This is a genomic window from Chitinophaga nivalis, assembly GCF_025989125.1.
Lineage (GTDB): Bacteria > Bacteroidota > Bacteroidia > Chitinophagales > Chitinophagaceae > Chitinophaga > Chitinophaga nivalis.
On sequence record NZ_JAPDNR010000001.1, the window covers coordinates 2,855,574 to 2,878,331 of the forward strand.

Here is a 22,758-nt window from a genome sequence, read left to right on the forward strand (position 1 = left end):
TTTAGCTCCGTTGTTTCATACCGCCTGTTTTAAAGAGGGTGTAGGCCGACTGATAATTAGCAATGGCGTGTTTTAGCAGGGTACTGTCCAGCTGCGCCGGACGTTGTTCATCCTTATGGGAATCCCAGTTGTAACAGGCTACTTTCTGCTGCGGACTTAGCACCAGCAGCTTGCCTGGTTCCAGGTAACCCAGCTTTTGGTACGTGCTGACCATGGCGCGGGGCTGGTAGCTGTTGTCCAGGATGTTTTTACCATACAGGTTGCTGTTATACGACCAGTGCAGCATGCCTAATAAGGTAGGATAGATATCTATCTGGGAACACATCGTGTTGATCTCCTGTGGCGCATATCCCGGCACATTATAAAAGATACAGGGGATATGGTATTTGCTGATTTCGATATCATTTTTACCGGCGCTGCTGGCACAATGATCTGCTACAAAAACAATCACGGTATTGCTAAACCAGGGCTTCTGCCGGATCTTCTGTAAAAACTGTCCGATGGCGTAATCGGTATATTTCACGGCGCCTTCGCGGCAGGTACCGGAAGGGATATTGATTTTTCCTGCCGGATAGGTGAAAGGCCGGTGGTTGGAAGTGGTCATGATGAAATCGTAGAACGGTTTGCCGGCAGCATATTTTTCATCTGCGCTGCGGATTGCCGCATCGTAGATATCTTCATCACATACGCCCCAGGCATTTTCGAAATGTACCGCTTCATCGGGGATGTTGGTCCGGCGGGTGGTGATGGGATCATCTACCAGCTTATGCCGCAGACGGTCCGTAATATCATAGCCGTTGTTGCCGAAGAACCGGTTCATGTTATCGAAGTAACCATCACCTCCATAAAAGAAAGTGCTTTCATAGCCGGCGGCTTCAAAGATGCCGCCTACAGATGTCAGGTTATCATTTTGTTTACGGCGTACGATACTTTGCCCGGGTGTGGGTGGCACCGCCAGGGAGAGGGCTTCCATGCCCCTGACTGTGCGGGTACCGGTAGCATACATATTGGTAAACAGGATCCCGTTTTTGGCGATGCTATCCAGTACCGGTGTGATGTATTGCTGGTTGCCGAAACGGGTCATGAAATCGGCGCTGAAGCTTTCGATCGTGACCATGATCACATTGGGTGTCGACACGGGATGGGTATCAGCGATATGGCGATAGACGCTGTTGCCGTTTTCCAGGTAGTGTGCATCGGGACCGGATAATAAGTTCCGGATATCTGCAAACACGGCGCCTTCGGTGGCCAGCAGGTAGTATTTGTCGTAGGCCAGTTCATTATTCAGGTAAGCCGATACGAAGGAGTAAATACCTGCTTTGGCCAGCTCCTGGCCGTAGCGGTTTTTGCTTTTATCTGCCCATGCATTATTCACCCACAGTACATGCCCGATGGTGAGGGCCAGCAAGCCGGCAAAGATGCCCAGCCGGTGCAGGAAGCCGGTACGGGCGTGGAAGCTGTGGCGGAACACCCCGCGGCGATGTAATAGCCAGGTGAGGAAAGCGGTGAGCAGCAGTACGCCGCCGATCAGTAGTGGCAGCGGGTAGGACTGATGAATATTGCTGATGACCTCATAGGTATAGATGAGATAATCTACCGCAATAAAATCAAATCTGCCGGCATATTCTCCCCAGAACGTGAATTCAGCAAAGAAGGAAAAGATAAGGACCATCGTGGCCAGGAAAAACCCGGTATAGGTAAATACCCGGTTGAATACCGTGTTGTTGAGCCGTTGGGGCAGCAGCAACAGGTATAGGCCGTAGGCGATGGTTAAAAATAAAGCGACCCCGGTATCATAAATGAATCCCTTGCCGTAGAGGGTGAGTATGGCGGGGAAGGTTAATCCTGCCTGTGGAAAGGCCCATATCAAAAGAGCGGTTCTAACGAAAAACGACAGTATAAGGAATAGCGTGATGAAGCCGACCAGTACGGCGTATCGGTTTTTGACAAATCTCATGCGCACAAAAAAATTAGGGGGCAAAATTACGACGTTCTGGTGGCGGGGTAGTAAAAAAGATGAACGGATGGCGTGGCGAAAAGTGGACTTTTGCTGGTGTGTAGTGTGGTGTTGTAAGGCCGTGTGGTATTGGCTTCCGTCATCCTGTTGATGACGGAAGTCGGGTGTGAATCGGTATGAAACCCGGAAGTCTTTTCGGGTTTCCTTATGGATTGGGAAACAGGGTTACCGCTTTTGCATAGATAGAGAGAAACGGTTTTACTTCCGTGATGTTGTTGGGTCGGTAACTGGCTTTGCCGGTGACCCATTCTCTTTTATAGGCGATGCAAAGGTCGGTGGGTGTACGTACATCCATCTCCGTGATGTGGCTGGTGCGGCCGCCTACATAGAGGCCCCGGCGCCGGGTGTTGCCGATGGTGAAATTGACGCTGTCTGCCCAGGTGTGGAAGGCGACAAAAATCCGGGTACGGCGGGTACCATTTTCTTTCTGGACGACGGTGCCGGCAATCAGATCGTCGTAGAGAGCGGGCCATCGGGCGCCATCTGCCTGGATACCGGCGTAGTTGTTATTTACGCCTTTTTTTCCATTACCGGATTCGAGCCGGAAGAAGCAGTAAGCAGCACGTTTAACGGCAACGGAGGCATCGCTGGCCTGGAGGAATGCAATGACAGACTCCATAGGCACGCTGGTCTTCTCATATGGAAGCACCGGCTTTTCGGGATATGCATTATTCATTTACTAACTTTTTGGGATCTACTTAAAGTTAATAAAAAGAAGCTTGCGGGAAGTACGTGTTTTTGTGGATTTTCCGGGGTACGTAAACAGGAGTTTTTCTACTGACGACGGGCAATGTGCAGGGTATTGCCTTGGTAATAATATTGAATGGCGTTCGTGTTTTTGAGGGATGTCATGAAGATCTGCAGGTCTTTGTTTTTATCCATGGCGCCTGTGAAATACTCCGTGGCGAGCGTAGGATCGTCGAATACGACTTGTACATCGAACCAGCGGGGAATCATTTCTATGATATCCTGTAACGGGGCGCGGTGGAAGTTATAGATGCCATTCATCCAGGAGAGGATCACTGTTTTATTGAATTTTCTGACAGCGAATCCGGTGTTGCTGGCGGCGGAAGCTTTTTTCACGACGGCTTCTGTACCCGGCTGGATGACGATATTGTTGTTACCATGGTAGATGGCGACGGCGCCGCTGGTCAGGGAGGTGATGAGCTGACCGGGGCGGTAGGTATTTACATTAAAGGAAGTACCTAACACTTTGATGGTGCCGTTGGGGGTATTGACAATAAACGGGTGATTGGGGTCGCTGACTACATTGAAGAAGGCTTCGCCGTGTACAAATACTGTCCGCTCTTTGCCATGGAAGGCCAGCGGGAATTTCAGGATGGTGGCGGCATTGAGGCGTACCGTACTGCCGTCGGATAAGGTAATGGTATAGTCGCGCTGGGCGGGGATTTTCAATTCGCTGATGATACTGTCGGCCATACCGGTGGGGGTGAGCTGACGGAGATTCATTTCTTTATTGTTGGCATTCAGGATGGTGTGGGCGCTGGTGATGGTTTGCATCACACTGTCTTTAAGGTTAATAACGGCTCCATCTCCCAACTTAAACTGAATAACATTTTGTTTACGAATGACATTAGCATACTGGGAGGAGAGGATGTGTTTCCGGACCTGATATACCCATATGCCGGCGATGGCCACGGCGGCGAAGATACTGGCGGCAGCCAGGTAGCGGGTGTACTTACCGCGGGAGTGTTGTTTTCGTTTATACGTGAGTTCCAGCCAGGTCGCTTCGGGGTCCTGGGCAGCGGCGGAAGGGGAAAGTTGTCCTTCCGTGGCGCTGGCTTCATATACGGCGTGCATGTCGATGGCGTCGTCATTTTGCCGCAGATATGTTTGTAACTCCGCAGCTTCTTCCCGGCTAAGCTGATTCAGGTGCTTTTTTATCAGCAACTGGTCAATATTGGCTTTTTCAAGATCATACATAATCCTGGCAATTTATAAGCTATATGATTTGGAAATTCTCTAAAGTGATGACAGTGAATCATGGTTAATTATGGTGCGTAGTTTTTTAATAGCCCTGGCGAGGTGTGTGCGGAAGGTGTTGATGGTAACACCGGTGGCGATAGCGGCTTCCTGGTGGCTTTTCTGGTCATAGTATACCAGACTGATAGCGGTTCTTTGGGGTAGCGACAGTCCGGCAATTTTTTGTTTCAGGTTGGAAAAGTTTTTCAGGAAGGATTCGTTTTGTTGTTTCTGTAATATATAATGGTCTGCGGCGTTCGGGTCCTGGTCGGAAATGATCAGGGAGATATAGCCATCTTCTTTCTTTTTCTGTGATTTTTTGGAATTGAGGTAAAGGAGGCACCTGCGGTGTACGATGACGAAGAGGAATGATTCCAGTTTGGTATGTACCTGGAGGAATTGTTTTTTCTCCCAGAACTGTATAAAGCATTCCTGTACAATGTCTTTTGCGACCGATTCATCTGTTACCATGCTATAGGCCTTGAAGAACAGTAGCCGGTAGTATTTCATATAGAGTTGCTGAAATGCATCGGGGCATTCATCTATCAGTCTTTGCAGCAGGGGATCGGTTTCACAAGACATAATCGGCTTGGTTGAAGATTTAAGGTTAAAAACGTTAGGGTACTGTCAGGTACTAACGTCAGTAAACGAAGTTTGGTTTTTTTGCCCGCAATTTTTTTGAAATGAACCCTGTTAATTGCGGATTAACAAAAGTTCCTGAGGGGCAATTTAGTAGGTTGTTTAACGATATCTCTTTCCGATTCCGGATTTTATGTTGCATAACAAGCTATTAACAAAAAGCTTAATTAAGCGTTGTCATCTCTTTTGTCGTAATCGCACTCATATACACATTAACTAACAACTGAAACTCGGACAAAAGCATTCAATAACCTCCCATTATAATATGCTAAGTATGAAACAATCTCTATTATTAATCATTTTTACGATCACCCAGCTGATGGCTTTCGGCCAGGCAAAGGATAATAAAAATAATGATAGGGTCACTATTTCGGGTTCCTATACTTTACGCAGGGTATTTGAGATCATCCGTGAACAGACAGGCAGACAGGTTACCTACGCGAACAGTTATATCGATGACCAGGAAGTAGTTACGGTAAAACTCAAGAACAGCACCATCGACGAAGTACTCCAGACGGTGCTGAAAGGAAAAAAGCTGCAATGGGTGTATAATCACAATTATATCACCATCCGGCCTAAAATGGAAAACGCAGGTATCATGAACTTCAATGACATGGCACCTCCCATCGACATCAGTGGTAAAGTGACCACTGACAAAGGCGAGCCATTACCAGGAGCCACGGTCCTGGTATTTGGCACGGAGAAAGGCGCTACCACCAACAACAGCGGTAAGTTCGAACTCGCCAATGTTGCCAATTCCGCCACACTGATTGTTAGTTATACGGGGTTTGACATGCAGTCAGTAAAATTGAATGGCCGGTCACATGTGGATATAAAGCTTAACAAATCTATCCTGGAAATGGCCACGGTGTCCGTGTATTCTTCGGGATACCAGAATATATCGAAGGAACGGGCGACGGGGTCGTATGATTATGTGAGTGAGGAGCAGTTGGATAAAGTCGTCGCAACAGACATTCTTAGCAAGTTAAACGGGATTGCCAGTGGGGTGGTCTTTAATAGTAAGCTGGGCGGGGGAGAGAAGGAGATTGCGATTCGGGGGCGGAGTACCATCTTCGGTAGTGCTACGCCATTGATTGTGGTAGACAATTTTCCCTATGATGGAATGATTGAGAATATCAATCCGAATGATATCGCGAGTATCACAGTGTTGAAGGATGCTGCAGCGGCGTCTATTTGGGGGGTGCGGGCGGGGAATGGGGTGATCGTGATTACGACAAAAAAAGGACGGTTTAATCAGCCCATGCAAATGGAATTGGTGACGAATTTTACGTTGACAGAGAAGCCGGATTTGTATTATAATCCGAGATTTGTGTCTGCGAGTGATTTTATTGATTTAGAAAGGAGTTTATTTAATAAAGGTGTATATGATGCTAAGTTTACAGATCCAAGTTTTCCGGTTATATCCCCTGTTATTAACATGCTTGAAAAAATAAAGAATGGTAGTCTCTCTAAAAGTATTGGTGAACAACGGATAAACGAATTAAGAAATGTAGATTCAAGGAAAGAGTTGCGGGATCAATTTTACCGGAATGGGTTAAGTCAACAATATGCTCTCAATTTGCGTCAGGGAAATAATGTGATGAGTAACTTTTTGTCAGTGGGATATGATAGGGTAGCTAGCAGTCAGAAAGGGCAGGGAAATAACCGGTTCACACTTAATTATCTGACTACTTTTAGTCCGATTAGAAAGCTAGAGTTTACTTTTGGAGTTAACTATATACAATCGGAAAGCTCTACAGATAATACCGTGTCAAGATTGGCTAGGAGCTTATATCCTTATAATCGTTTTACTGACTCAAATGGAAATGAGCTACCGATTGATTTAGATTATCAACCTGATTTTACAGCTTCTGCTCCATCCAAAGGGTTTCTCAACTGGCAATTTTATCCAATGGATGAATTAAAGCAGAAATTGAATGTTAATACAATAAAGAATTTTGATACTCGTATCACGGCAGGTATTAAATACTCTTTTTTTAAGAGATTTAGTATTGATATTAAGGGACAATATGAAAGAGGAGTAAATAATAATCAGAGTTTACATAAGCAGGGTAGTTATTATACAAGAAATTTTATTAATCAATATGCAACTCTAATAAATGATAAAGTAACTAAGTTTAATATCCCATTGGGAGATATCATGGATTACAAGAATAGTGAATTGTTATCTAAAGGTATCCGTGCACAATTGAACTTCAATTACAATGAAAAAAAGCATACCATAATTGCTTTATTGGGAACTGAAGCTAGAGAATCAAAAAATGATAGTCGTACAGGGGTATATTATGGCTACAATGAAAATAATGCCACCTCAGCTATTATTAACCCTTGGCAAATATATCCACGTTATCCAAGAGGTGATGCGGGGACCATTCCATATAATCCTACTATAAATGGAAATATTGATCGGGTACGTTCTTTTTTTGCTAATGCAGCCTATACTTTCAATGCGAAGTATATTTTAACTGTTAGTGGACGTATTGACCAATCGAATTTGTTTGGAGTTAATTCTAATCAAAAATCAGTGCCTTTATGGTCAACCGGTGTGAAATGGAATATTAGCCAAGAGTCATTTTGTCAAATTGCTTGGTTGCCATTGTTGCAGCTTAGATCAACATATGGTTATAATGGTAATTTAAATAGGGCAGTTTCTGCATATACAACAGCAGAGTTTTCTGTTGATACAGATCCTTTGGGTTCGTATGTATATGGCACTATTAATTCTGCGGCTAATCCGGATTTGAGATGGGAAAAAATAGGGATTTTGAATTTAGGAATTGATTTTTCGTTGAAAAATAATGTTATAACCGGATCAATTGAATATTTTACAAAATCTGGTAAAGATATTATAGGTGATACCCCTCTACCTCCTTCAACTGGTTTTATTACGGCTAAGGGGAATTTTTCTAATATGAAAGGAAAAGGGATTGATTTAACTATTAATAGTAATGTCGGTCGTAAAAATTTTTTTTGTAGAACTACTTTAATGATAAGTCATGCTACAGACATCGTAACTAAGTATTCTGGGTCACATGATCAGCCTTACCTAAATGGAACATATATTCCTGTTGTAGAAGGAAGACCAGTGAATAGTATTTATAGTTTTAAATGGGGAGGGTTAAACCCGAAAAATGGTAATCCACAGGGCTATCTTGGCGACACGCTGACGGAGAATTATAGTGCTTTTCAATATTTGCCAATTGAACAATGGGACTATATTGGACCAGCACAACCTGTTTATTCAGGTTCGTTACAAAATACAATTATTTGGAAGAATATTTCATTGTATATTAATATTATCTATAAAGGCGGGTATTACTTTAGAAGAGAATCTGTTAATTACAGCGATTTTGCGAGTGGAGTAGGCCCTGGATTACATAAGGATTATCTTAAGAGATGGAAACAACCAGGAGATGAAATGAATACACAAGTTCCCTCTGAACTTTTCGAATCTAATTTTGCGAGAGATTTTTTCTACAATGCATCAAATATACTCATCGAAAGAGGGGACCATATTAGACTTCAGAATATAAATTTAACACTTAACTTAAATCGCAAGATTATTAAGGAATTGCCATTTAATAATATGTTACTTTATCTGACCGCTAATAATTTAGGCGTTTTATGGAGAATGAATAAACAAGGAATAGATCCTGATTATGGTTCATCGATGCCATCTCCTCGCTCTTATTCATTAGGAGTAAAAGCTTCTTTTTAAGGTAAGGTATGGATTCGGTGAATATACATTTTCATCAGTTAAAAGAATTAATATGAAAGCTAATGGTATGCTCTTGTTTTTACTTAGTATAGTAATAAGTGCCTGTCAAAAAGATTGGTTGGATGCTAAACCAATTAGTAATATTGTGGTGCCTACTACTTTGTCTGATTGTCAAGGGCTATTGGATAACTTACTTGTAAACAATTTAGACGATCCTTCTTTAGGAGAGATGGGATCAGATAATTATATTTTAAAGGATAAAGTAATTCCTACAGTAGGTTTGGTCGAGAAAAATGCTTATTTGTGGAAAGTAGATGTATTTGAAAATCAGCCAGTTGATGATTGGAATATCCAGTATACGAAAATATTATATGCAAATACTGCACTAGATGGAGTAGGGAAAATTGATCGTATCCCAAGTAATATTGTAGAGTGGGATAATGTAAAAGGTAGTGCGTTGTTTAATAGGGCATATGCAAACTTCAATCTATCACAGATTTTTGCTAAAGTATATGATCATACGAGTTCCAATGAAGATTTAGGTATTCCTATTCGGACGACAGTCAATTTAAATGATAGAGTTGGTAGAGGTACGCTAGAAAAGACGTATCAATATATTATTGATGATTTGAAAACAGCCACTGCGATGCTCCCTTTATTACCAGTGAGAAAAATAAGACCATCTAAATCTGCGTGTTACGGAATGTTGTCGAGGGTATATTTAGCTATGCAGCAATTCGATAAATCGTTATTGTATGCAGATTCATGTATCCATATTTTTGGAGAGTTGTTGGATTACAATAAACTTGATACTACACCTATTTTTCCTTTTAATGTATATAATGATGAAGTAATTTATCATCGTACTCTAATGTCTATGTTGGGATTAACTCATCTTTCGGATATTGATACCACTTTGTACAAAAGTTATCAACAAAATGATCTGCGCAGAAATTTTTTCTTTAAGATCAGAAATGGTAGATTAAGATTTACAGGTAGCTACACTCAGTCATATGTTGGTTTTGGAGGATTAGCGTTAGATGAGGTGTATCTAAATAAGTCTGAATGTGAAATTAGATTAGGGGATGTTAAGAAAGGAGTCGAATCATTAAATACTCTGTTAAGAAAAAGGTGGAAAGAAGGAACGTATAAAGAAATTAAAGTTAATGATGCTAGTGAAGCCCTGTCTATAGTTTTACGAGAAAGACGAAAAGAATTATTAATGAGAGGAATTAGGTGGAGCGATTTGAGAAGATTGAATAAAGATCCAAGAATTGAAAAAATTGTGTTAAGTAGATTTTCAAATGGTGTAATGTATCATTTGTTGCCTAATGATAAAAAATATGTATACCCAATTCCTACGAATGAAATATTGCTAAATAACATGCCTCAAAATTCAAGAGAATGAATTTTAATCTCAGATTTTGAAGATATATCTCCCTGAAAATAAAATTTTATTTAAAAAAATATTGATATCAAATGAAATACTATTTTTTATTAGTAATAACTTTCTTAGGTGTATTGAATATACATGTTTGTAAAGGTCAGTATAATTCGAGTAAATCAGGAAAGTATTTCCAAGTAGGTGATACCTTGCCTGATATTTACTTAAATAATATTATTAATTATAAAACCACTTCTACTAAGTTGTCTGATCTAAAATATGAATTACTTATACTAGATTTTTGGGCTACTTGGTGTGCTCCTTGTGTTTATTTTATGTTTAAGGCTGATGAGCTAAAAAAGAGATTTAAAGACAGAATAGAAATTTTACCAGTTACTGCTGAAAAAGAAACTGTTGTTGGACCCTTTTTAAAAAGGATACAACAAGAAAAGAAAGTAGTTTTATCGTCTGTAGTAAAAGATTCTATTTTACGAAATATGTTTTGGTTTAACTCACTCCCTCATGAGGTTTGGATTGATAGGAATCGTGTTGTAAAGGCTATTACTGGATACACTGATGTAACATACGAAAATGTTAGTAGAATATTAGATAATAAAAAATTGAATTTACCTGTCAAAGTTGATATAAAGTACAAAGATTATGATCGTGATAAACCTATTTATATGGGAGTACAAACGGGATTTAATCCAAAAGAAGGATTAGAATATTATTCTGTTTTTAAAAAGTATGATAGCTCATTACTTTCGATGAATGTAACTAGGGATGAGTTTTTGACCTGTACAAATAGTACTGCATTAGGGCTTTTTCAGGTAGCGTTTGGAGATAATAGACCTCCTTTTTTGGTGATGAATAGAATTGTTTTAGATATTAAAGATTCCAGTTCAGTGGTTGACGAGTGTTTTAGTAATCGAAATAAGAATATTAATGAATGGTATAAAGATAATTTATATAATTACGAATTGACAATATTAGATACACTGATTAGGAAGAATAGATATGATGTGATGAGAAAAGATGTGAATAATTATTTCGGAATAAAATTAGGAATTGAAGGGCATTTAGAAAGGAAAAAAATGCTTTGTTGGGTTCTGGAAAGGACTTCAAATATAGATAAAATACAAACAAAAGGAGGGCGTAGTCTTGATAATAGAAATGCCTTTACTTTCGAATTAAAAAATAGAAGCCTTCAGTATTTTATGACCTATTTGCAAATTTCTTATCTACAAGAGTCTCCAATTCCCATTATAGATAATACTAATTATAGTGGAAATATTGATATTGTCTTGAACTGCGATTTGTCTAACATCAATTCTATTAATGAAGAATTAGGAAAATATGATTTAAAGTTCGTAAAAAAAGAGTCTTTAGTCGAAGTAATAGTAATTTCGGAGCTCAATAAAAATAAGAGTTTGGTAATTAATTGACATGTTTTTGTTTTGATCTGTAAGATGGCTGCAATGTAAATACACTAGACGGTTTTAAATTGTTATGATTTTATTCTAAATTATGAAAGTACTTATTGCTTCCCTTATTTGTAGTGTTTTTTATTGTAATATTATTTATGCATCCTGCCATAGTTTACGCCAAATAAATCTCATTAAAAAGGAAAATGGATATTGTTTAGAAATATCGAATGATGTACTTGGAAGAGATTTGATAATAGTATGTCGAATATCTAATTCTGCGTACAATGATTCTAATGCTTCCATGAAATGCTATGGTGGGGATAAAGTAAATGAAGGCGTATTTAGATTGGATAAAGGTCCTAATAATACGGTTGAGTTAAAGAGCTTATCATTTAATGTTATTGCTAGCAATAGTAGTGATGAAGGTATGAATAAGTCGCTTAATAATTCTAGTTCATATCCTATTATTGCAGTTTTTAAGATATTGAGTAATAATAAATCGACTGGAGATAAAGAATCATTAGTTTTAGATGTTAATGAATTCATTAGTAGTGATAATGATTTCCTATTCATGAGTAGAGAAACTAGATCTGCATTAAAGATTGGTGCTTTTCAAAAGGATAAGTCTTATATTAATTATATACATTCTTTAGATGATTGTGTTGATATTAATTTTACACAAACGTTCTCGAAAAATGAAGGGGGATTTCTGACATATGAATTGCATACAACAATAATGCTGCTGCCGGATATACCTATGAAACCAAGGCTTGCAGATAATAGAATTGGTTTTTTTACTCATGATGTTGTTGATTTAGATGGAAAGTTAGGTGCAAGTAATCTGAAAATGATCACAAGATGGAAACTTGAAATTAATCCCTTAGATTCTGGAAAATATAAAAGAGGAATTTTGGTCGAACCTAAACATCCCATAATTTTCTATATTGACCCTGCGACTCCTTCAAAGTGGGTTCCCTACTTGATTAAAGGAGTTAATGATTGGCAGGCAGCATTTGAAAGCGCGGGGTTTAAAAATGCAATTTTGGGCAAAATTGCTCCCAGTCAATTTGAAGATTCAGTATGGTCGATTTTTAGTTCGAGGAGGTCGGCAATTGTTTGGCAAGCATCGGAAAATACTGGTGGAACCTACACTACGGTTGTTGATCCTAGATCTGGAGAAATTATTGAAAGTCATATTAGATTGGGGCCCAGTATAGGTCGACAATTAAGAAACTGGTATTTTACACAATCTTCGCCATCTGATTCTAGAGCTAGAGCTATTTTTTTTGATGATGATTTAATGGGACAACTATTAAGGTATTTATGTGCGCATGAAGTTGGGCATACATTAGGGTTGCAGCACAATATGTTAGCAAGTAGTATGTTTCCTACCGATAGCCTAAGAAGTGCTGATTGGGTGCATAAGAATGGATTCTGTTCTTCTATAATGGATTACGCCAGATTTAATTACGTAGCGCAACCGGAGGACTGCATTCAATCTGATGATTTATTTCCACGAGTTAATTATTATGATAAGTGGGCAATTGAATGGGGATATAGAATAGTGGATGTTAAAGAGGACGAGGAGCTTGTATTAAAGCAATTGACATTAACGAAGTGGAAGGAAAAAAAATATTGGGGTATATCTGAAGATACTAAAGATTCTAGAGCGCAGAATGAAGACTTGAGTGATGACCCAATAAAGGCGAGTCTACTAGGAATAAAAAATCTTCAATTTGTGTTGACGAACTTGCTAGAATGGGCTGGGAAAAATAGGTGTGAATATTTTGAAATAAAGGATATATATGATTGGATAAATAAACAATTTGGTTATTATACATCACATGTCGCAAATTATGTCGGTGGCATTTATGATGAGAAGATCGTACCTGATCGTATAATTGATGAAAAATTTAAATCGAAGTCTTTTCACCAGAAAATGTTAAAGTTTTTTGATGATCAGGTTTTTACATCTCCTACTTGGTTGTTAAATGATTCGGTGCTCAAAATAACAGGAGATGATAAAATATCTATTATAAAAATGGCACAAGTTGGAGTATTGTATATGATATTATCTGCTCAGACAATTAGTAATTTGACTAAAAATGAAAAGAGCAATGGAAAGGACACTTATTCTGTGAGTAATCTATATACAGATTTGCGATTGAGTATTTGGAAAGAAATTTATTCCCACAGATTGTTTGATGTATATAGAATGAATTTGCAAACTGCTTTTATTGACTATAACGAGCGTTTATTACTTGATAAAGAATTGAGCTTATCTGAAAGGTTGGTGGTGACTGAAGAGTTGGAATTATTATTATTGGATATACAAAAATCTTTACCATTTTATAAAGATCATTTTAGTATCAATTATTTAAAAAGAATGACAATTCGATTAAAAAAGATTATAAGTATTGACTCTATTTAATAATATAATAATCATAGTAAAATGATGTTTAAATTCTGTATCAATAAGTTTGTGAATTGAACTAGTTCACGACTTACACCAACAGTAAAGGAGTACTTTAAATTGCCTCATTTATTATTTAATTCCTTTAAAATTATCAGAAATAGAAAGCAATGAAAAATTGATCGAAATAAAATTAATATTCCCTAGTCATTTAAAAATTTAGGAAATGTGGATTAGATTTGTAATGGAATAGAATATAGAGTAGATAGTTTTTACAGACTAAAGGAATTGTATGAAACCGGCAGAAAAAATACACTTTGGAAGATTAGTTTTATGGAGGCTTACATTTAATTCAGCGAGAAAGAAATTTTCCTTTGATAAAGTCAACTGGCATAAAAGAACCATCTTTGACTCCATATGCACAAATTTGAGTTGGAGCATTAGTACAATTATTAAGATGAAAATGTGCTATCTGAGCAGTTGTAGGATTTGCTCCCAGTTCGGCAATGTAAGTACCCTTTATGGTTCTAAATGTCAAATTGAGGAATCTGGATCCAGCAGCTTCAGTGAGAGAGGTAAATCCAGTGAATGTGGCTATTAAAGCTATTGCAGATTTTATTTTTTTCATGCTGATAATGCTTTTTAAATAAAAAAAATAATGAGAGGAGAATCTCTATTTTTATACGGGTTTTCGGATTACTATGGCTGGTTATTTGTAATAACTAATATTTATGATGCTAATCAGATTTTTGTATAGTTAAATAATAGCTAAAATAACCCATTTTTTTCTTTAGCGAAGTAAGTATCCAGGAATGCGTTTGAAAGTTTTTTTAAATAGACTGAGCGTATTTCATAAGATAATATATGATGCCAGACTGACCGGTTCCTAAATCTACTGCTGGAGTATTACTTTTATTAGCCAACCAATAAGTATTACCATCTCCCTGTTCCTGTATTGCATTTAGGATAACTGAGGTAATCCACGTTGCTCTCTCTAACCAACTGGCGTCTTTAAATATTCGATATGCTTCTATATAAGCAATCCCCCAGCCACTTATCCCATTAGCAAGGCATAGGTTGTCATGCATTATATGAGGAGGCAGGAGGCTCAATATTTTTATAGCTATATCTTTGTATCCTACATCATTTAATATTTCAAATGCATAACAAAATATAAGAGCAGTTCCTGTCATCCCATGGCTAAGCGAACTAGCGGACATTAAATCATCAATCCCAGTAATGTTTTTATAGACATTTAATTGTTTTTCTGTTTTTACACTTAGCCATTTTAGCGCTTTTGTAATGGAATGTCTGTCTTTAGTTATTTTTGAATTATATTTTAAGAGAAATAGACAGATACCGGCATTGCCATTAGATATTCCTATCATATGGAATTTTTTTAGTTTGGATCTTTGGATCTTTGATGTATTCCAGCTTCCATCTTTTTTTTGTTTGCTTAGAATAGCATTTTTATATTCTTCTAATAAAATATGAGTTTCTTTGTCGTTTAATACATCATTACATCCCAATAAGGATAAAGCTTGTCCAGATATACCAAATTCAATGTCAATACTTGAGCTTTTTTGTTCAAAGCACTGCATTATGAATAATTTTATGGATTCCGTGTTTTCAAGTATTTCGATTTTTATGGCCTGTGTGATGATTGTTGCTAAGCTCGATATTCCGTGATATAACCCTAAATTGTTTGCCTTGTTGTTTATGTAATCATTATATACAAAATCTAAACTTTTTTGGTAGGAGTACATGCATAATTCTATGGTATAGCCATTTTTTTTAGCATTGTTTAACATTAATATTATACCGGCGATTCCCCAAAATAATCCCCCGCTTATTATAAGCTCTACTTGATTGTTTCTTATCAAGGAGTTTGTTGCTATTTCTTGGATATTAGATACCCATATGCCATCTGGAGGGAGTAATAGAGGAGTTGATAAAGAATTGATTGATTTTTGAATTATGTTTTCTATTGTAATTGCGGGATATGATTCAAATGCTATTACTTTGGGAGTACTTTGTTTCGTGGTATTTTGAATATATAATTCTATTATGTTTATTACCTCTAATAGTGTAGGTCTTTCATGTGGGTTATGATTTAAACATTGAGTTATAATATCTGTCGTACTTTCATCTTGAAGATAAAAGAGTAACTTTTGTTTTAATGATATTGTTGATGTATGAATGAGCCTGGAAGGATTGAGTCCGGTAAAAGATATAAGCATTAATGCTCCAATTGCATAAATGTCTTCTTTTTCTGTTGGAATAGACATCGCTGCTTGCTCGGGTGACATAAATCCTAATGTTCCTCCTGAATAAAAGTTCTCTTGAGGTGAGTTAATGTTATACATTAACTCAAGATCTATTAGTACAATAAGATCATCCTTGTTGATAAGAAAGTTTTCCGGTGCTATATCTCGGTGTATAAAACCAAGAGCATGTATTTCTTTTATTATGATTAATATTTGATGTAAATAGTTTAATATTTTTATTTTTTTTTCCTTTGTGACATGACTCCATGGTTTATTTAATAATTGTTCGTCGATCTTTTTATGTAAGGATACTCCTTCAATATATTCCATTATTAAATAACCATTTCCATTCTCTTCAGTATATTCGAATATTTTAGGAACTCTTATCTTATTCGCAAAGATAGTATGAAGACTTAATTGCCATTTTAATCTGTCTTTCATATCTCGTTCATGTTCATCAATCCACATATTTTTTTTTCCTTCCTTAATTATACAAAGGTGTATTCCAAATATTCTTTTAATACTTAATGCTTTTAATACTCTCCCTTTATTGTTAGAGGAAATTACTTCTATTGGAATATAATGTTTGGAAATGATTTTTTTTAATGAATTAGACTTTAATGAACTAATCGTGTCGAATGGCCATTTTACACCTTTGGGAATTTTAAATGGTATTTTATATTCATCTTTTACTAGGCGTCCTTTGTTGTCGTAAATATGTTTTTCATTTATTCCGTTATTACTTTTTATGTAGATTGGATTAAATCCTCCATATCGTGTGTATAAGCTGTTTCCTAAGTGTCTGTCAGTAGGTATTTCGGGGCCTTTTATGTTATGTGTTAATATAATTAACTCCTGTGCTAGCTTTACTGCTTGTTCGTTGTGGTTAGGGTATATACAAATGGATTTTCCTTGTCTGGTGTATCCTAGTGTTCCATCGAGTAATTGTTCGTTTATTAATTTGTTCTGAGGTATTTTGAATGGGATAGAATTGGATATTAGAATTGGTATAAGATCCTCCAACAATTTTATAATTTGAGAGCTAATTACAGATATATGAAAAATCCATCCTTGCTCAGAGTTAATACTTCCTATTAGCAGGTATGGGTAGTCATTTATGAATGTAATTTCATATTCCTTGAGTAACTGTGAATAGTCTTCAAGTAAGGAGTTAAATATCATGTTGTCTATGCGGTATTTTAATGATTGGGTATTGGTAATCTATACGTTACTATGTATTCTCTGTAGACGGCAACTAGGAAATTGTCCTTTATATCGAAATATAGAATTTTTTGGCGCTTATAAAATGGAATTTTTATGCTATACTTATACTTTCCTGTTATAGTTTCGTATACATCTAAAATATCGTTTCGATTGAATTCTTTTTCAGTTTGATTGTCAGCTTTCAATAATGATAGTATATAAAGTTTACCATTATTCAAAACACTCGCGAGGTTAATTAGTCGAGAGGGAGAAGAATTTGTCTGTATAGTTGTTTTGCCTGTCTTGTATTTTAATTCACCACTCTGAGCTTGAAATGTATTTGTTTGGTCAATCGTTTTCCCTTTGTACTTTATATTTATAGAAGTATCCATGCATAAGATCCGATTACTATAGAAACTAGTATATATAAGTAAGCCGTTTTTTGTATCATATAACAACTCTCCGTCTGTAGCAATACCTCCATCATCCATCCTTTCTGATATATTTTTTTCTTTTTTTGAAAAGGAATTAATGGAATCACTTGCCATGAATATTTGATCTCTGCTTTTTAATAAGGTATCAAATCCTCGTATGAAAAATTTGTTGCCATTGATGCCTACCCCTCTTGTAAATAATGCCGGTGGATGAAAGCTAGATAATAAAGAATCATTTATTAGAGAATATGAAAATATAATGGGTTTGGAGTCGACATATATATATATATAAGGGGAGTCTATTTTTACCTCAAATGTTCTGTCAAGTATTTCTTTGGGATTTACTTTTAGTTCTTTAGTGTATTGATTTTCAATGTTTTTTTGAGTAATGGTGAGTGTTTTTAAATCTGTATTTTGGAAGTATAAATACTGGTCGGTTATGCCACATATACTTTGTATGTTCTTGTTTTTAGGCGCGGAATGAAGTAATGTTGCAGGAGGTTGTATTATATCTCTCTTAAAATTATTGTTGGTATTAGGTATGTCGGTTAAAGAGTATAAAGTGTAGATAATTAGTGCTGAGGATGAAATGATTGATAGGATAATAAAGAATGTTTTTTTTAATGTGACCATAATCTATATATTAAAATAAAAAAGGCAATCACCAAGTATTGGTGATTGCCTTTAAATTTAGTTTAGCGCTGAATACGTTGTCCTTTGATATGATCAACTGCACTTAATGAACCATCTTTAAATGCGTATGCACAAACTTGAGTTGGAGCATTAGTACAATTGTCAAGCTTATATTGTGCGATTTGAGCAGTTGTTGGATTTACTCCTAAAGTAGCAATGAGAGCACCTTTAACAGTTCTAAATGTCAGGTTAGAGAATCTAGATCCAGCAGCTTGTGTGAGAGATGCAAATCCGATAACAGCAGCTATTGCAGCGATTGCAAATTTTACTTGTTTCATGGTAATTAATGCCTTTTAAATCAAAAAGCAATAAAACTTTTGATGAGAGAATACCTACTCTTTTATACAGGTTTTCGGGTTCCCCTGGCTTATTATTCCGGATAATAAAGTATTCTTATGAATGTGTTATCTTATTCTTGTTCCTTTTACTAGTGATCGTTGTTGTCCGTCTTTATATTCCAGCATACAAATTGATTGCCCTGGAGCGCATTGATTAAGTACATATTGCGCTATTTCACTTATTGTTGGATTGGTACCTAAGGTAGCGATAAACTTTCCTCCAAGAGTTCTATAGGTTACATTTGAAAAAATACTACCTTGTGTTGGCAAAGAAAGGCCAAGTAAAGTAGCTGCTGCAAATATGAAGTATTTTATGGCGTTCATATTAGTATTGTTAGATTGTGATACTGTTGGTAGATTAATAGTATTGTCTTGAGTAATGTATTTTATATATAGTAATGTTACAAGAATATTCCTTTTAAGTCTGCACTTGGTGTGGCATTTCCATCTGTGAAGGCATATGCGCAGACTTGTACTGCATCATAACAGTGAACTTGTTTAAAAGTGGCAATTTGAGATAGAGTTGGATTGACTGGTAAACCCGATGGTCCTCCCCCTATCGTTCGAAAGGTAATATTGACTTTACTGGAGCCATCTACTTTTGTGATTGACGAAATTCCAATTAAAGTAGAAATGGCAAATATTGCTATCTTAATTTTTTTCATTTCATCAGTAATTAATTCAATGATAGAGAAATTTGCTTGTTAGGTAATTTTATAAATTGATAACGTTTCATATTTCTATATGCTATATGTGTTACAATACAATAGGTACTGTTGATTATTCATTTATATAGTTAATGATGAGACATGCAGGCTGTTTTATATTCTTTATTGGTTTTACGGAATACTTGATAATAATTGTTTTGTTGTTTATTTAGTAAACTGAGATTTTATGTGAATTGAATTAATAATGCCAGTATTTTTATGAATGATAGGAGCGTTTAAATATTATTTTATATAACAAATCCTAATTGGCCAATAATGGAGAAATGTCTAATTATTTCGATTTAAAATAGTGGTATATTTGAATTTAGGATTATAAAAATTTCGAGTAGCGTTCCATTTATTATTTTGTTAAATGGGAAACTTTGATTTTAGGAACGATATACTCTCCTCTCCAAAATAAAACCTCTATAATTGATAATGCATACTTAGGCCATTTATAATTGGGTTGCTTGTTTAAATTGTATATTAGATAAATGAGTTTTTATTATTTGTGTGATGTTTTATGGTTTTGAAAAAACTATGGATTTTGCATTTTGATTTGATTCTAATAGTGTACCAAATAAAGCAAGCAATAAAAACGAAATATTGAATATTAAATGATCTTCCCAGCTAAGATCAGACAATACTCCTCCACAACTACATGGGACATAATATGCGTAGTTAAGCATCATGTATATGTATATAGTGAAACTGGACATCAAAAAAATACTGCCATAAAATCCCCAAATTTTTGTTTTTCTAAAAATTAAGAGTCCTGATACCAAAAGTTCAAGCATCGGTAGTCCCCAAGAAACTAAACCTGCTATAGGTTGAATGAAAGGTGATTTTCCTAGTTGAAATCTAAAGGTGGAGTAATCAGCTAATTTAGCCGTAGCTGTATATACAAACAAAAATATAAGCAATGCTGAAATGATCTCTATTATTAAATTAGACTTTTTCATATTGTAGTGGTCTTTTATTCAAACGAATCATCAAATAATTGATAGAGAAAATTTTTTGAGGTGACAATTCAAAATTAATGAAGATTTTATTTTAAACTTCATTTGAAGTATCGAAAGCGTTAGTTGTTTTAAATCCTTTATAGTATTGTGTTTTTATCCTTTTATTGAACATTTTTGATTATTTAATGTGGGGTAGTATTATAAATCAGTTTTTTTTGTTTGTGAAAAAACATACTATTATGATTGTAGGCAGTTCTGATATTTATACTTGTTGACGCCCACATTAATAATACTATTGTGTTTTATTACGTCTATTTTTTTGATGTATTTCATAAAATGATATTTATTTGCGATGTCGATAGTCGTCAGCATTAGAGGTGTTTATACGTTATTAGCAACAATCCCAAAATAGAAAGATAATTGGGGGATCTATTTTTATAAAGACACTTGTGCTGCGAGGGGACTAATAGAAATGTTTAAATCTTGGTTATATCAATGGATTTTTCCTTTTAAAATAAGGTTTAGTCAGGGCAGGACTTCTGTATATCTTGTTGTGCATAAAATATGCGTCTTTATCAAAGCGGTATTTTACTTTATATGCTGTTGGCTGAATTAACAGATAATAGAGTTGAAGTATGGTAATTTCTTCAGTAGTTCCATATCTTATACTAGCTCATTCATTTTTGAATATATGTGTAATATTTGTAAAGCTAATAGTAACAGATATTATATATTACTAATGTTTTTGTTGATTTATGGTTTGTAATATTTTTATTTAGGAATTCTTGATCCTCTAAGATTGTGAATAGGAGAGTAGCTTCCATCTTTGTAGGCTAAAACACAGATTGTTTCTCCAGACGGACAATGTTCTTGTTTATATATGTTTATTTGTGATTGATTAGGATTTACACCTAATTCAGTAATGAATTTACCGCCTGCCCTAAATGTTAAATTTGACCATTTGGCATTACTCCTTTCTATCACTGGTATAAATCCTGGCAACGCAGGAAGTATTGCAAACAATAATTTTAGTTTATTCATAAATGTCTCCGATTTTCTCACTTAAAATCGAGAAAAATTTGAAGTAAAATGGGCCTACTCTCTTACGGGTTTTCGGCATACCCTGTTGTTTATCAAATTCCCATTTGGCTTTTATTATTCCTATTATTTGTAATACCTCCATACTATTTGATTTTTAAAAGTCTGAATGGCGATTTTCCTGAAGATATTTCGTTGTAGCAATTGGTATCACTGTATTGATAGAGATTTGATATGAATAGACTAAGTGAAATACCAGTGTATTGATAGATAGCCAATTCAATAATAAACTAGTTACTCCAGTTTTTATGCTAAAAACGGTTATAATGCTTTGCTTTAGATATTCGGTATTTGTATGTCAAATTGTAGCGGTTTGAAGTAGCTAATGTTTGATTTTTGGATGAACGTCTATGTTTTAATTCTAGTTTATCTAATTCTGGTTTACCGATAGACTATCTTTTGTTGGATTTTATTATTCATTGTTCAAATTCTATTAATAAACTATAATTATATATGCATACCATATATATCTGAGTTAGGTATTCTTTCACCATCCTTGTAAGCAAAAGCACATATAAAGGGGTATCCACCTGCACATTTGAATACTTTGAAAGATGCTATTTGGGCAAATGAAGAATTTACCCCTAGTGTCACGATAAATTGACCTTTTAAAGTCCTAAATGTCAAGTTAGACCATCTTGCCTCACTTTTTTCCGCTACTAACGAGACTCCTATCAACGCAGCGAATATGGCTAATAATAACTTTACTTTATTCATAGGTATCTCCGCTTTTATCTCTCAAAAGACGGAAAAAACTTTGTCTGAAATTTATACTTACTCTCTTTGCAGGTTTTCGGTATCCCCTGTAACTCTAATTTCAATGAATAATTATTCTGCTTATTATAGCAATACATGCTAGATTTCACCATTATAATTCCTGTAAGTATGTATAAATACTGATATGGAAGTGTTTTGTAGTTGTTCTGTAATGTCTTGATACTGTTTTACTTTTTAATAGATGATCATGAGAAAGGAGTTCATGAATATTCAGTTTTATCAATTGCTATTGGGAGAGATAAATACCATTAATATTTAGAGTTGGTAATCTATTCCCATCTTTATATGCAATAGCACAAACTATGATCACCGCTTGATGACATCTTGTTGCTTTAAATAGAGCTATATTAAGTGGTGAGGGACTTACTCCTAATTCAGAAATAAACTGCCCCCCAGCTGTTCTAAAAGTTAAATTAGACCATCTCGCGTCACTTTTTTCCGGTATCACACCAACCCCCATCAACGCCGCCACTACTGATAAGTACAACTTTACTTTATTCATATGTATCTCCGCTTTTATCCCTAAAAAAGCAGCAAAACTCTTCAAATATTTATGCCTACTCTCTTCCAGGTTTTCGGCAGCCCCTGCGCATCAATTCTCATTTCCAATAGCAACTATTCTTCTTCTTCTGGTAATACATCAGATATAATCTGTTAAAGTATTATATCACTATTGA

At 35.8% G+C, this 22,758-nt stretch carries 19 protein-coding genes; 4 read left to right on the top strand and 15 right to left on the bottom strand.

Annotated features, from left to right (window positions below):
- Position 1: 1 nt before the first annotated feature.
- From OL444_RS11670 to OL444_RS11685, 4 genes are all read right to left on the bottom strand, one after another.
- Entirely contained in the window at positions 2-1,957 is a 1,956-nt protein-coding gene (locus OL444_RS11670; RefSeq protein WP_264733025.1) for an LTA synthase family protein, read from the bottom strand.
- A gap of 205 nt (positions 1,958-2,162) precedes the next feature.
- Entirely contained in the window at positions 2,163-2,693 is a 531-nt protein-coding gene (locus OL444_RS11675) for a hypothetical protein (protein WP_264733024.1), read from the bottom strand.
- A 98-nt stretch (positions 2,694-2,791) separates the two neighbouring features.
- Positions 2,792-3,961 carry a FecR family protein gene (locus OL444_RS11680; protein WP_264733023.1) on the bottom strand — a complete coding sequence of 390 codons (1,170 nt, stop codon included), beginning with the start codon at positions 3,959-3,961 and terminating at the stop codon, positions 2,792-2,794.
- Between the two features lie 39 nt (positions 3,962-4,000).
- Positions 4,001-4,582 (bottom strand): RNA polymerase sigma factor, encoded by a 582-nt coding sequence (locus OL444_RS11685; RefSeq protein ID WP_264733022.1) that lies wholly within the window; start codon positions 4,580-4,582, stop codon positions 4,001-4,003.
- 331 nt (positions 4,583-4,913) lie between these two features.
- On the opposite strand from OL444_RS11685, the gene OL444_RS11690 reads away from it, so the two are divergent.
- From OL444_RS11690 to OL444_RS11705, 4 genes are all read left to right on the top strand, one after another.
- Positions 4,914-8,378 carry a SusC/RagA family TonB-linked outer membrane protein gene (locus tag OL444_RS11690; protein WP_264733021.1) on the top strand — a complete coding sequence of 1,155 codons (3,465 nt, stop codon included), beginning with the start codon at positions 4,914-4,916 and terminating at the stop codon, positions 8,376-8,378.
- Positions 8,379-8,430: 52 nt separating this feature from the next.
- A complete protein-coding gene (locus OL444_RS11695; RefSeq protein WP_264733020.1) occupies positions 8,431-9,786 on the top strand; it encodes a RagB/SusD family nutrient uptake outer membrane protein in 1,356 nt (451 codons plus the stop codon).
- Between the two features lie 71 nt (positions 9,787-9,857).
- Entirely contained in the window at positions 9,858-11,207 is a 1,350-nt protein-coding gene (locus OL444_RS11700; RefSeq protein WP_264733019.1) for a TlpA family protein disulfide reductase, read from the top strand.
- Between the two features lie 82 nt (positions 11,208-11,289).
- Positions 11,290-13,620 carry a zinc-dependent metalloprotease gene (locus OL444_RS11705; RefSeq protein WP_264733018.1) on the top strand — a complete coding sequence of 777 codons (2,331 nt, stop codon included), beginning with the start codon at positions 11,290-11,292 and terminating at the stop codon, positions 13,618-13,620.
- A gap of 334 nt (positions 13,621-13,954) precedes the next feature.
- On the opposite strand, the gene OL444_RS11710 is transcribed toward OL444_RS11705, so the two are convergent.
- The 11 genes from OL444_RS11710 to OL444_RS11760 all read right to left on the bottom strand — a co-directional run bounded on the left by OL444_RS11710 (position 13,955) and on the right by OL444_RS11760 (position 22,628).
- Positions 13,955-14,230, bottom strand: coding sequence for a hypothetical protein (locus OL444_RS11710; RefSeq protein WP_264733017.1), 276 nt, complete (start codon positions 14,228-14,230; stop codon positions 13,955-13,957).
- 202 nt (positions 14,231-14,432) lie between these two features.
- On the bottom strand, positions 14,433-17,051 hold the full coding sequence (locus OL444_RS11715; protein WP_264733016.1) for a class III lanthionine synthetase LanKC N-terminal domain-containing protein: 2,619 nt from the start codon (positions 17,049-17,051) through the stop codon (positions 14,433-14,435).
- A gap of 17 nt (positions 17,052-17,068) precedes the next feature.
- Positions 17,069-18,139 (bottom strand): hypothetical protein, encoded by a 1,071-nt coding sequence (locus OL444_RS11720; protein ID WP_264733015.1) that lies wholly within the window; start codon positions 18,137-18,139, stop codon positions 17,069-17,071.
- Between the two features lie 62 nt (positions 18,140-18,201).
- Positions 18,202-18,477: a hypothetical protein gene (locus tag OL444_RS11725; RefSeq protein WP_264733014.1), complete on the bottom strand. Its 276-nt coding sequence runs from the start codon at positions 18,475-18,477 to the stop codon at positions 18,202-18,204.
- Positions 18,478-18,603: 126 nt separating this feature from the next.
- Positions 18,604-18,861, bottom strand: a complete 258-nt coding sequence (locus tag OL444_RS11730; RefSeq protein WP_264733013.1) for a hypothetical protein — start codon at positions 18,859-18,861, stop codon at positions 18,604-18,606.
- A 77-nt stretch (positions 18,862-18,938) separates the two neighbouring features.
- On the bottom strand, positions 18,939-19,202 hold the full coding sequence (locus tag OL444_RS11735) for a hypothetical protein (protein ID WP_264733012.1): 264 nt from the start codon (positions 19,200-19,202) through the stop codon (positions 18,939-18,941).
- Between the two features lie 563 nt (positions 19,203-19,765).
- A complete protein-coding gene (locus tag OL444_RS11740) occupies positions 19,766-20,206 on the bottom strand; it encodes a MauE/DoxX family redox-associated membrane protein (protein WP_264733011.1) in 441 nt (146 codons plus the stop codon).
- 771 nt (positions 20,207-20,977) lie between these two features.
- Positions 20,978-21,247 carry a hypothetical protein gene (locus OL444_RS11745; protein WP_264733010.1) on the bottom strand — a complete coding sequence of 90 codons (270 nt, stop codon included), beginning with the start codon at positions 21,245-21,247 and terminating at the stop codon, positions 20,978-20,980.
- Positions 21,240-21,389, bottom strand: coding sequence for a hypothetical protein (locus tag OL444_RS11750; RefSeq protein ID WP_264733009.1), 150 nt, complete (start codon positions 21,387-21,389; stop codon positions 21,240-21,242). Before OL444_RS11750 ends, OL444_RS11745 begins: the two co-directional genes overlap by 8 nt.
- Before the next feature lie 362 nt (positions 21,390-21,751).
- A complete protein-coding gene (locus tag OL444_RS11755; RefSeq protein ID WP_264733008.1) occupies positions 21,752-22,021 on the bottom strand; it encodes a hypothetical protein in 270 nt (89 codons plus the stop codon).
- 286 nt (positions 22,022-22,307) lie between these two features.
- The gene (locus OL444_RS11760; RefSeq protein ID WP_264752018.1) at positions 22,308-22,628 is read right to left on the bottom strand and encodes a hypothetical protein; all 321 of its coding nucleotides are present in this window, start codon (positions 22,626-22,628) and stop codon (positions 22,308-22,310) included.
- Between the last annotated feature and the right edge of the window lie 130 nt (positions 22,629-22,758).

What these genes read in the sequence shown, in the direction of transcription:
- OL444_RS11670 (WP_264733025.1), bottom strand. Translation starts at nt 1,957, where the DNA reads ATGAGATTTGTCAAAAACCGATACGCCGTACTGGTCGGCTTCATCACG.
- OL444_RS11675 (WP_264733024.1), bottom strand. Translation starts at nt 2,693, where the DNA reads ATGAATAATGCATATCCCGAAAAGCCGGTGCTTCCATATGAGAAGACC.
- OL444_RS11680 (WP_264733023.1), bottom strand. Translation starts at nt 3,961, where the DNA reads ATGTATGATCTTGAAAAAGCCAATATTGACCAGTTGCTGATAAAAAAG.
- OL444_RS11685 (WP_264733022.1), bottom strand. Translation starts at nt 4,582, where the DNA reads ATGTCTTGTGAAACCGATCCCCTGCTGCAAAGACTGATAGATGAATGC.
- OL444_RS11690 (WP_264733021.1), top strand. Translation starts at nt 4,914, where the DNA reads ATGAAACAATCTCTATTATTAATCATTTTTACGATCACCCAGCTGATG.
- OL444_RS11695 (WP_264733020.1), top strand. Translation starts at nt 8,431, where the DNA reads ATGAAAGCTAATGGTATGCTCTTGTTTTTACTTAGTATAGTAATAAGT.
- OL444_RS11700 (WP_264733019.1), top strand. Translation starts at nt 9,858, where the DNA reads ATGAAATACTATTTTTTATTAGTAATAACTTTCTTAGGTGTATTGAAT.
- OL444_RS11705 (WP_264733018.1), top strand. Translation starts at nt 11,290, where the DNA reads ATGAAAGTACTTATTGCTTCCCTTATTTGTAGTGTTTTTTATTGTAAT.
- OL444_RS11710 (WP_264733017.1), bottom strand. Translation starts at nt 14,230, where the DNA reads ATGAAAAAAATAAAATCTGCAATAGCTTTAATAGCCACATTCACTGGA.
- OL444_RS11715 (WP_264733016.1), bottom strand. Translation starts at nt 17,051, where the DNA reads ATGATATTTAACTCCTTACTTGAAGACTATTCACAGTTACTCAAGGAA.
- OL444_RS11720 (WP_264733015.1), bottom strand. Translation starts at nt 18,139, where the DNA reads ATGGTCACATTAAAAAAAACATTCTTTATTATCCTATCAATCATTTCA.
- OL444_RS11725 (WP_264733014.1), bottom strand. Translation starts at nt 18,477, where the DNA reads ATGAAACAAGTAAAATTTGCAATCGCTGCAATAGCTGCTGTTATCGGA.
- OL444_RS11730 (WP_264733013.1), bottom strand. Translation starts at nt 18,861, where the DNA reads ATGAACGCCATAAAATACTTCATATTTGCAGCAGCTACTTTACTTGGC.
- OL444_RS11735 (WP_264733012.1), bottom strand. Translation starts at nt 19,202, where the DNA reads ATGAAAAAAATTAAGATAGCAATATTTGCCATTTCTACTTTAATTGGA.
- OL444_RS11740 (WP_264733011.1), bottom strand. Translation starts at nt 20,206, where the DNA reads ATGAAAAAGTCTAATTTAATAATAGAGATCATTTCAGCATTGCTTATA.
- OL444_RS11745 (WP_264733010.1), bottom strand. Translation starts at nt 21,247, where the DNA reads ATGAATAAACTAAAATTATTGTTTGCAATACTTCCTGCGTTGCCAGGA.
- OL444_RS11750 (WP_264733009.1), bottom strand. Translation starts at nt 21,389, where the DNA reads ATGGAGGTATTACAAATAATAGGAATAATAAAAGCCAAATGGGAATTT.
- OL444_RS11755 (WP_264733008.1), bottom strand. Translation starts at nt 22,021, where the DNA reads ATGAATAAAGTAAAGTTATTATTAGCCATATTCGCTGCGTTGATAGGA.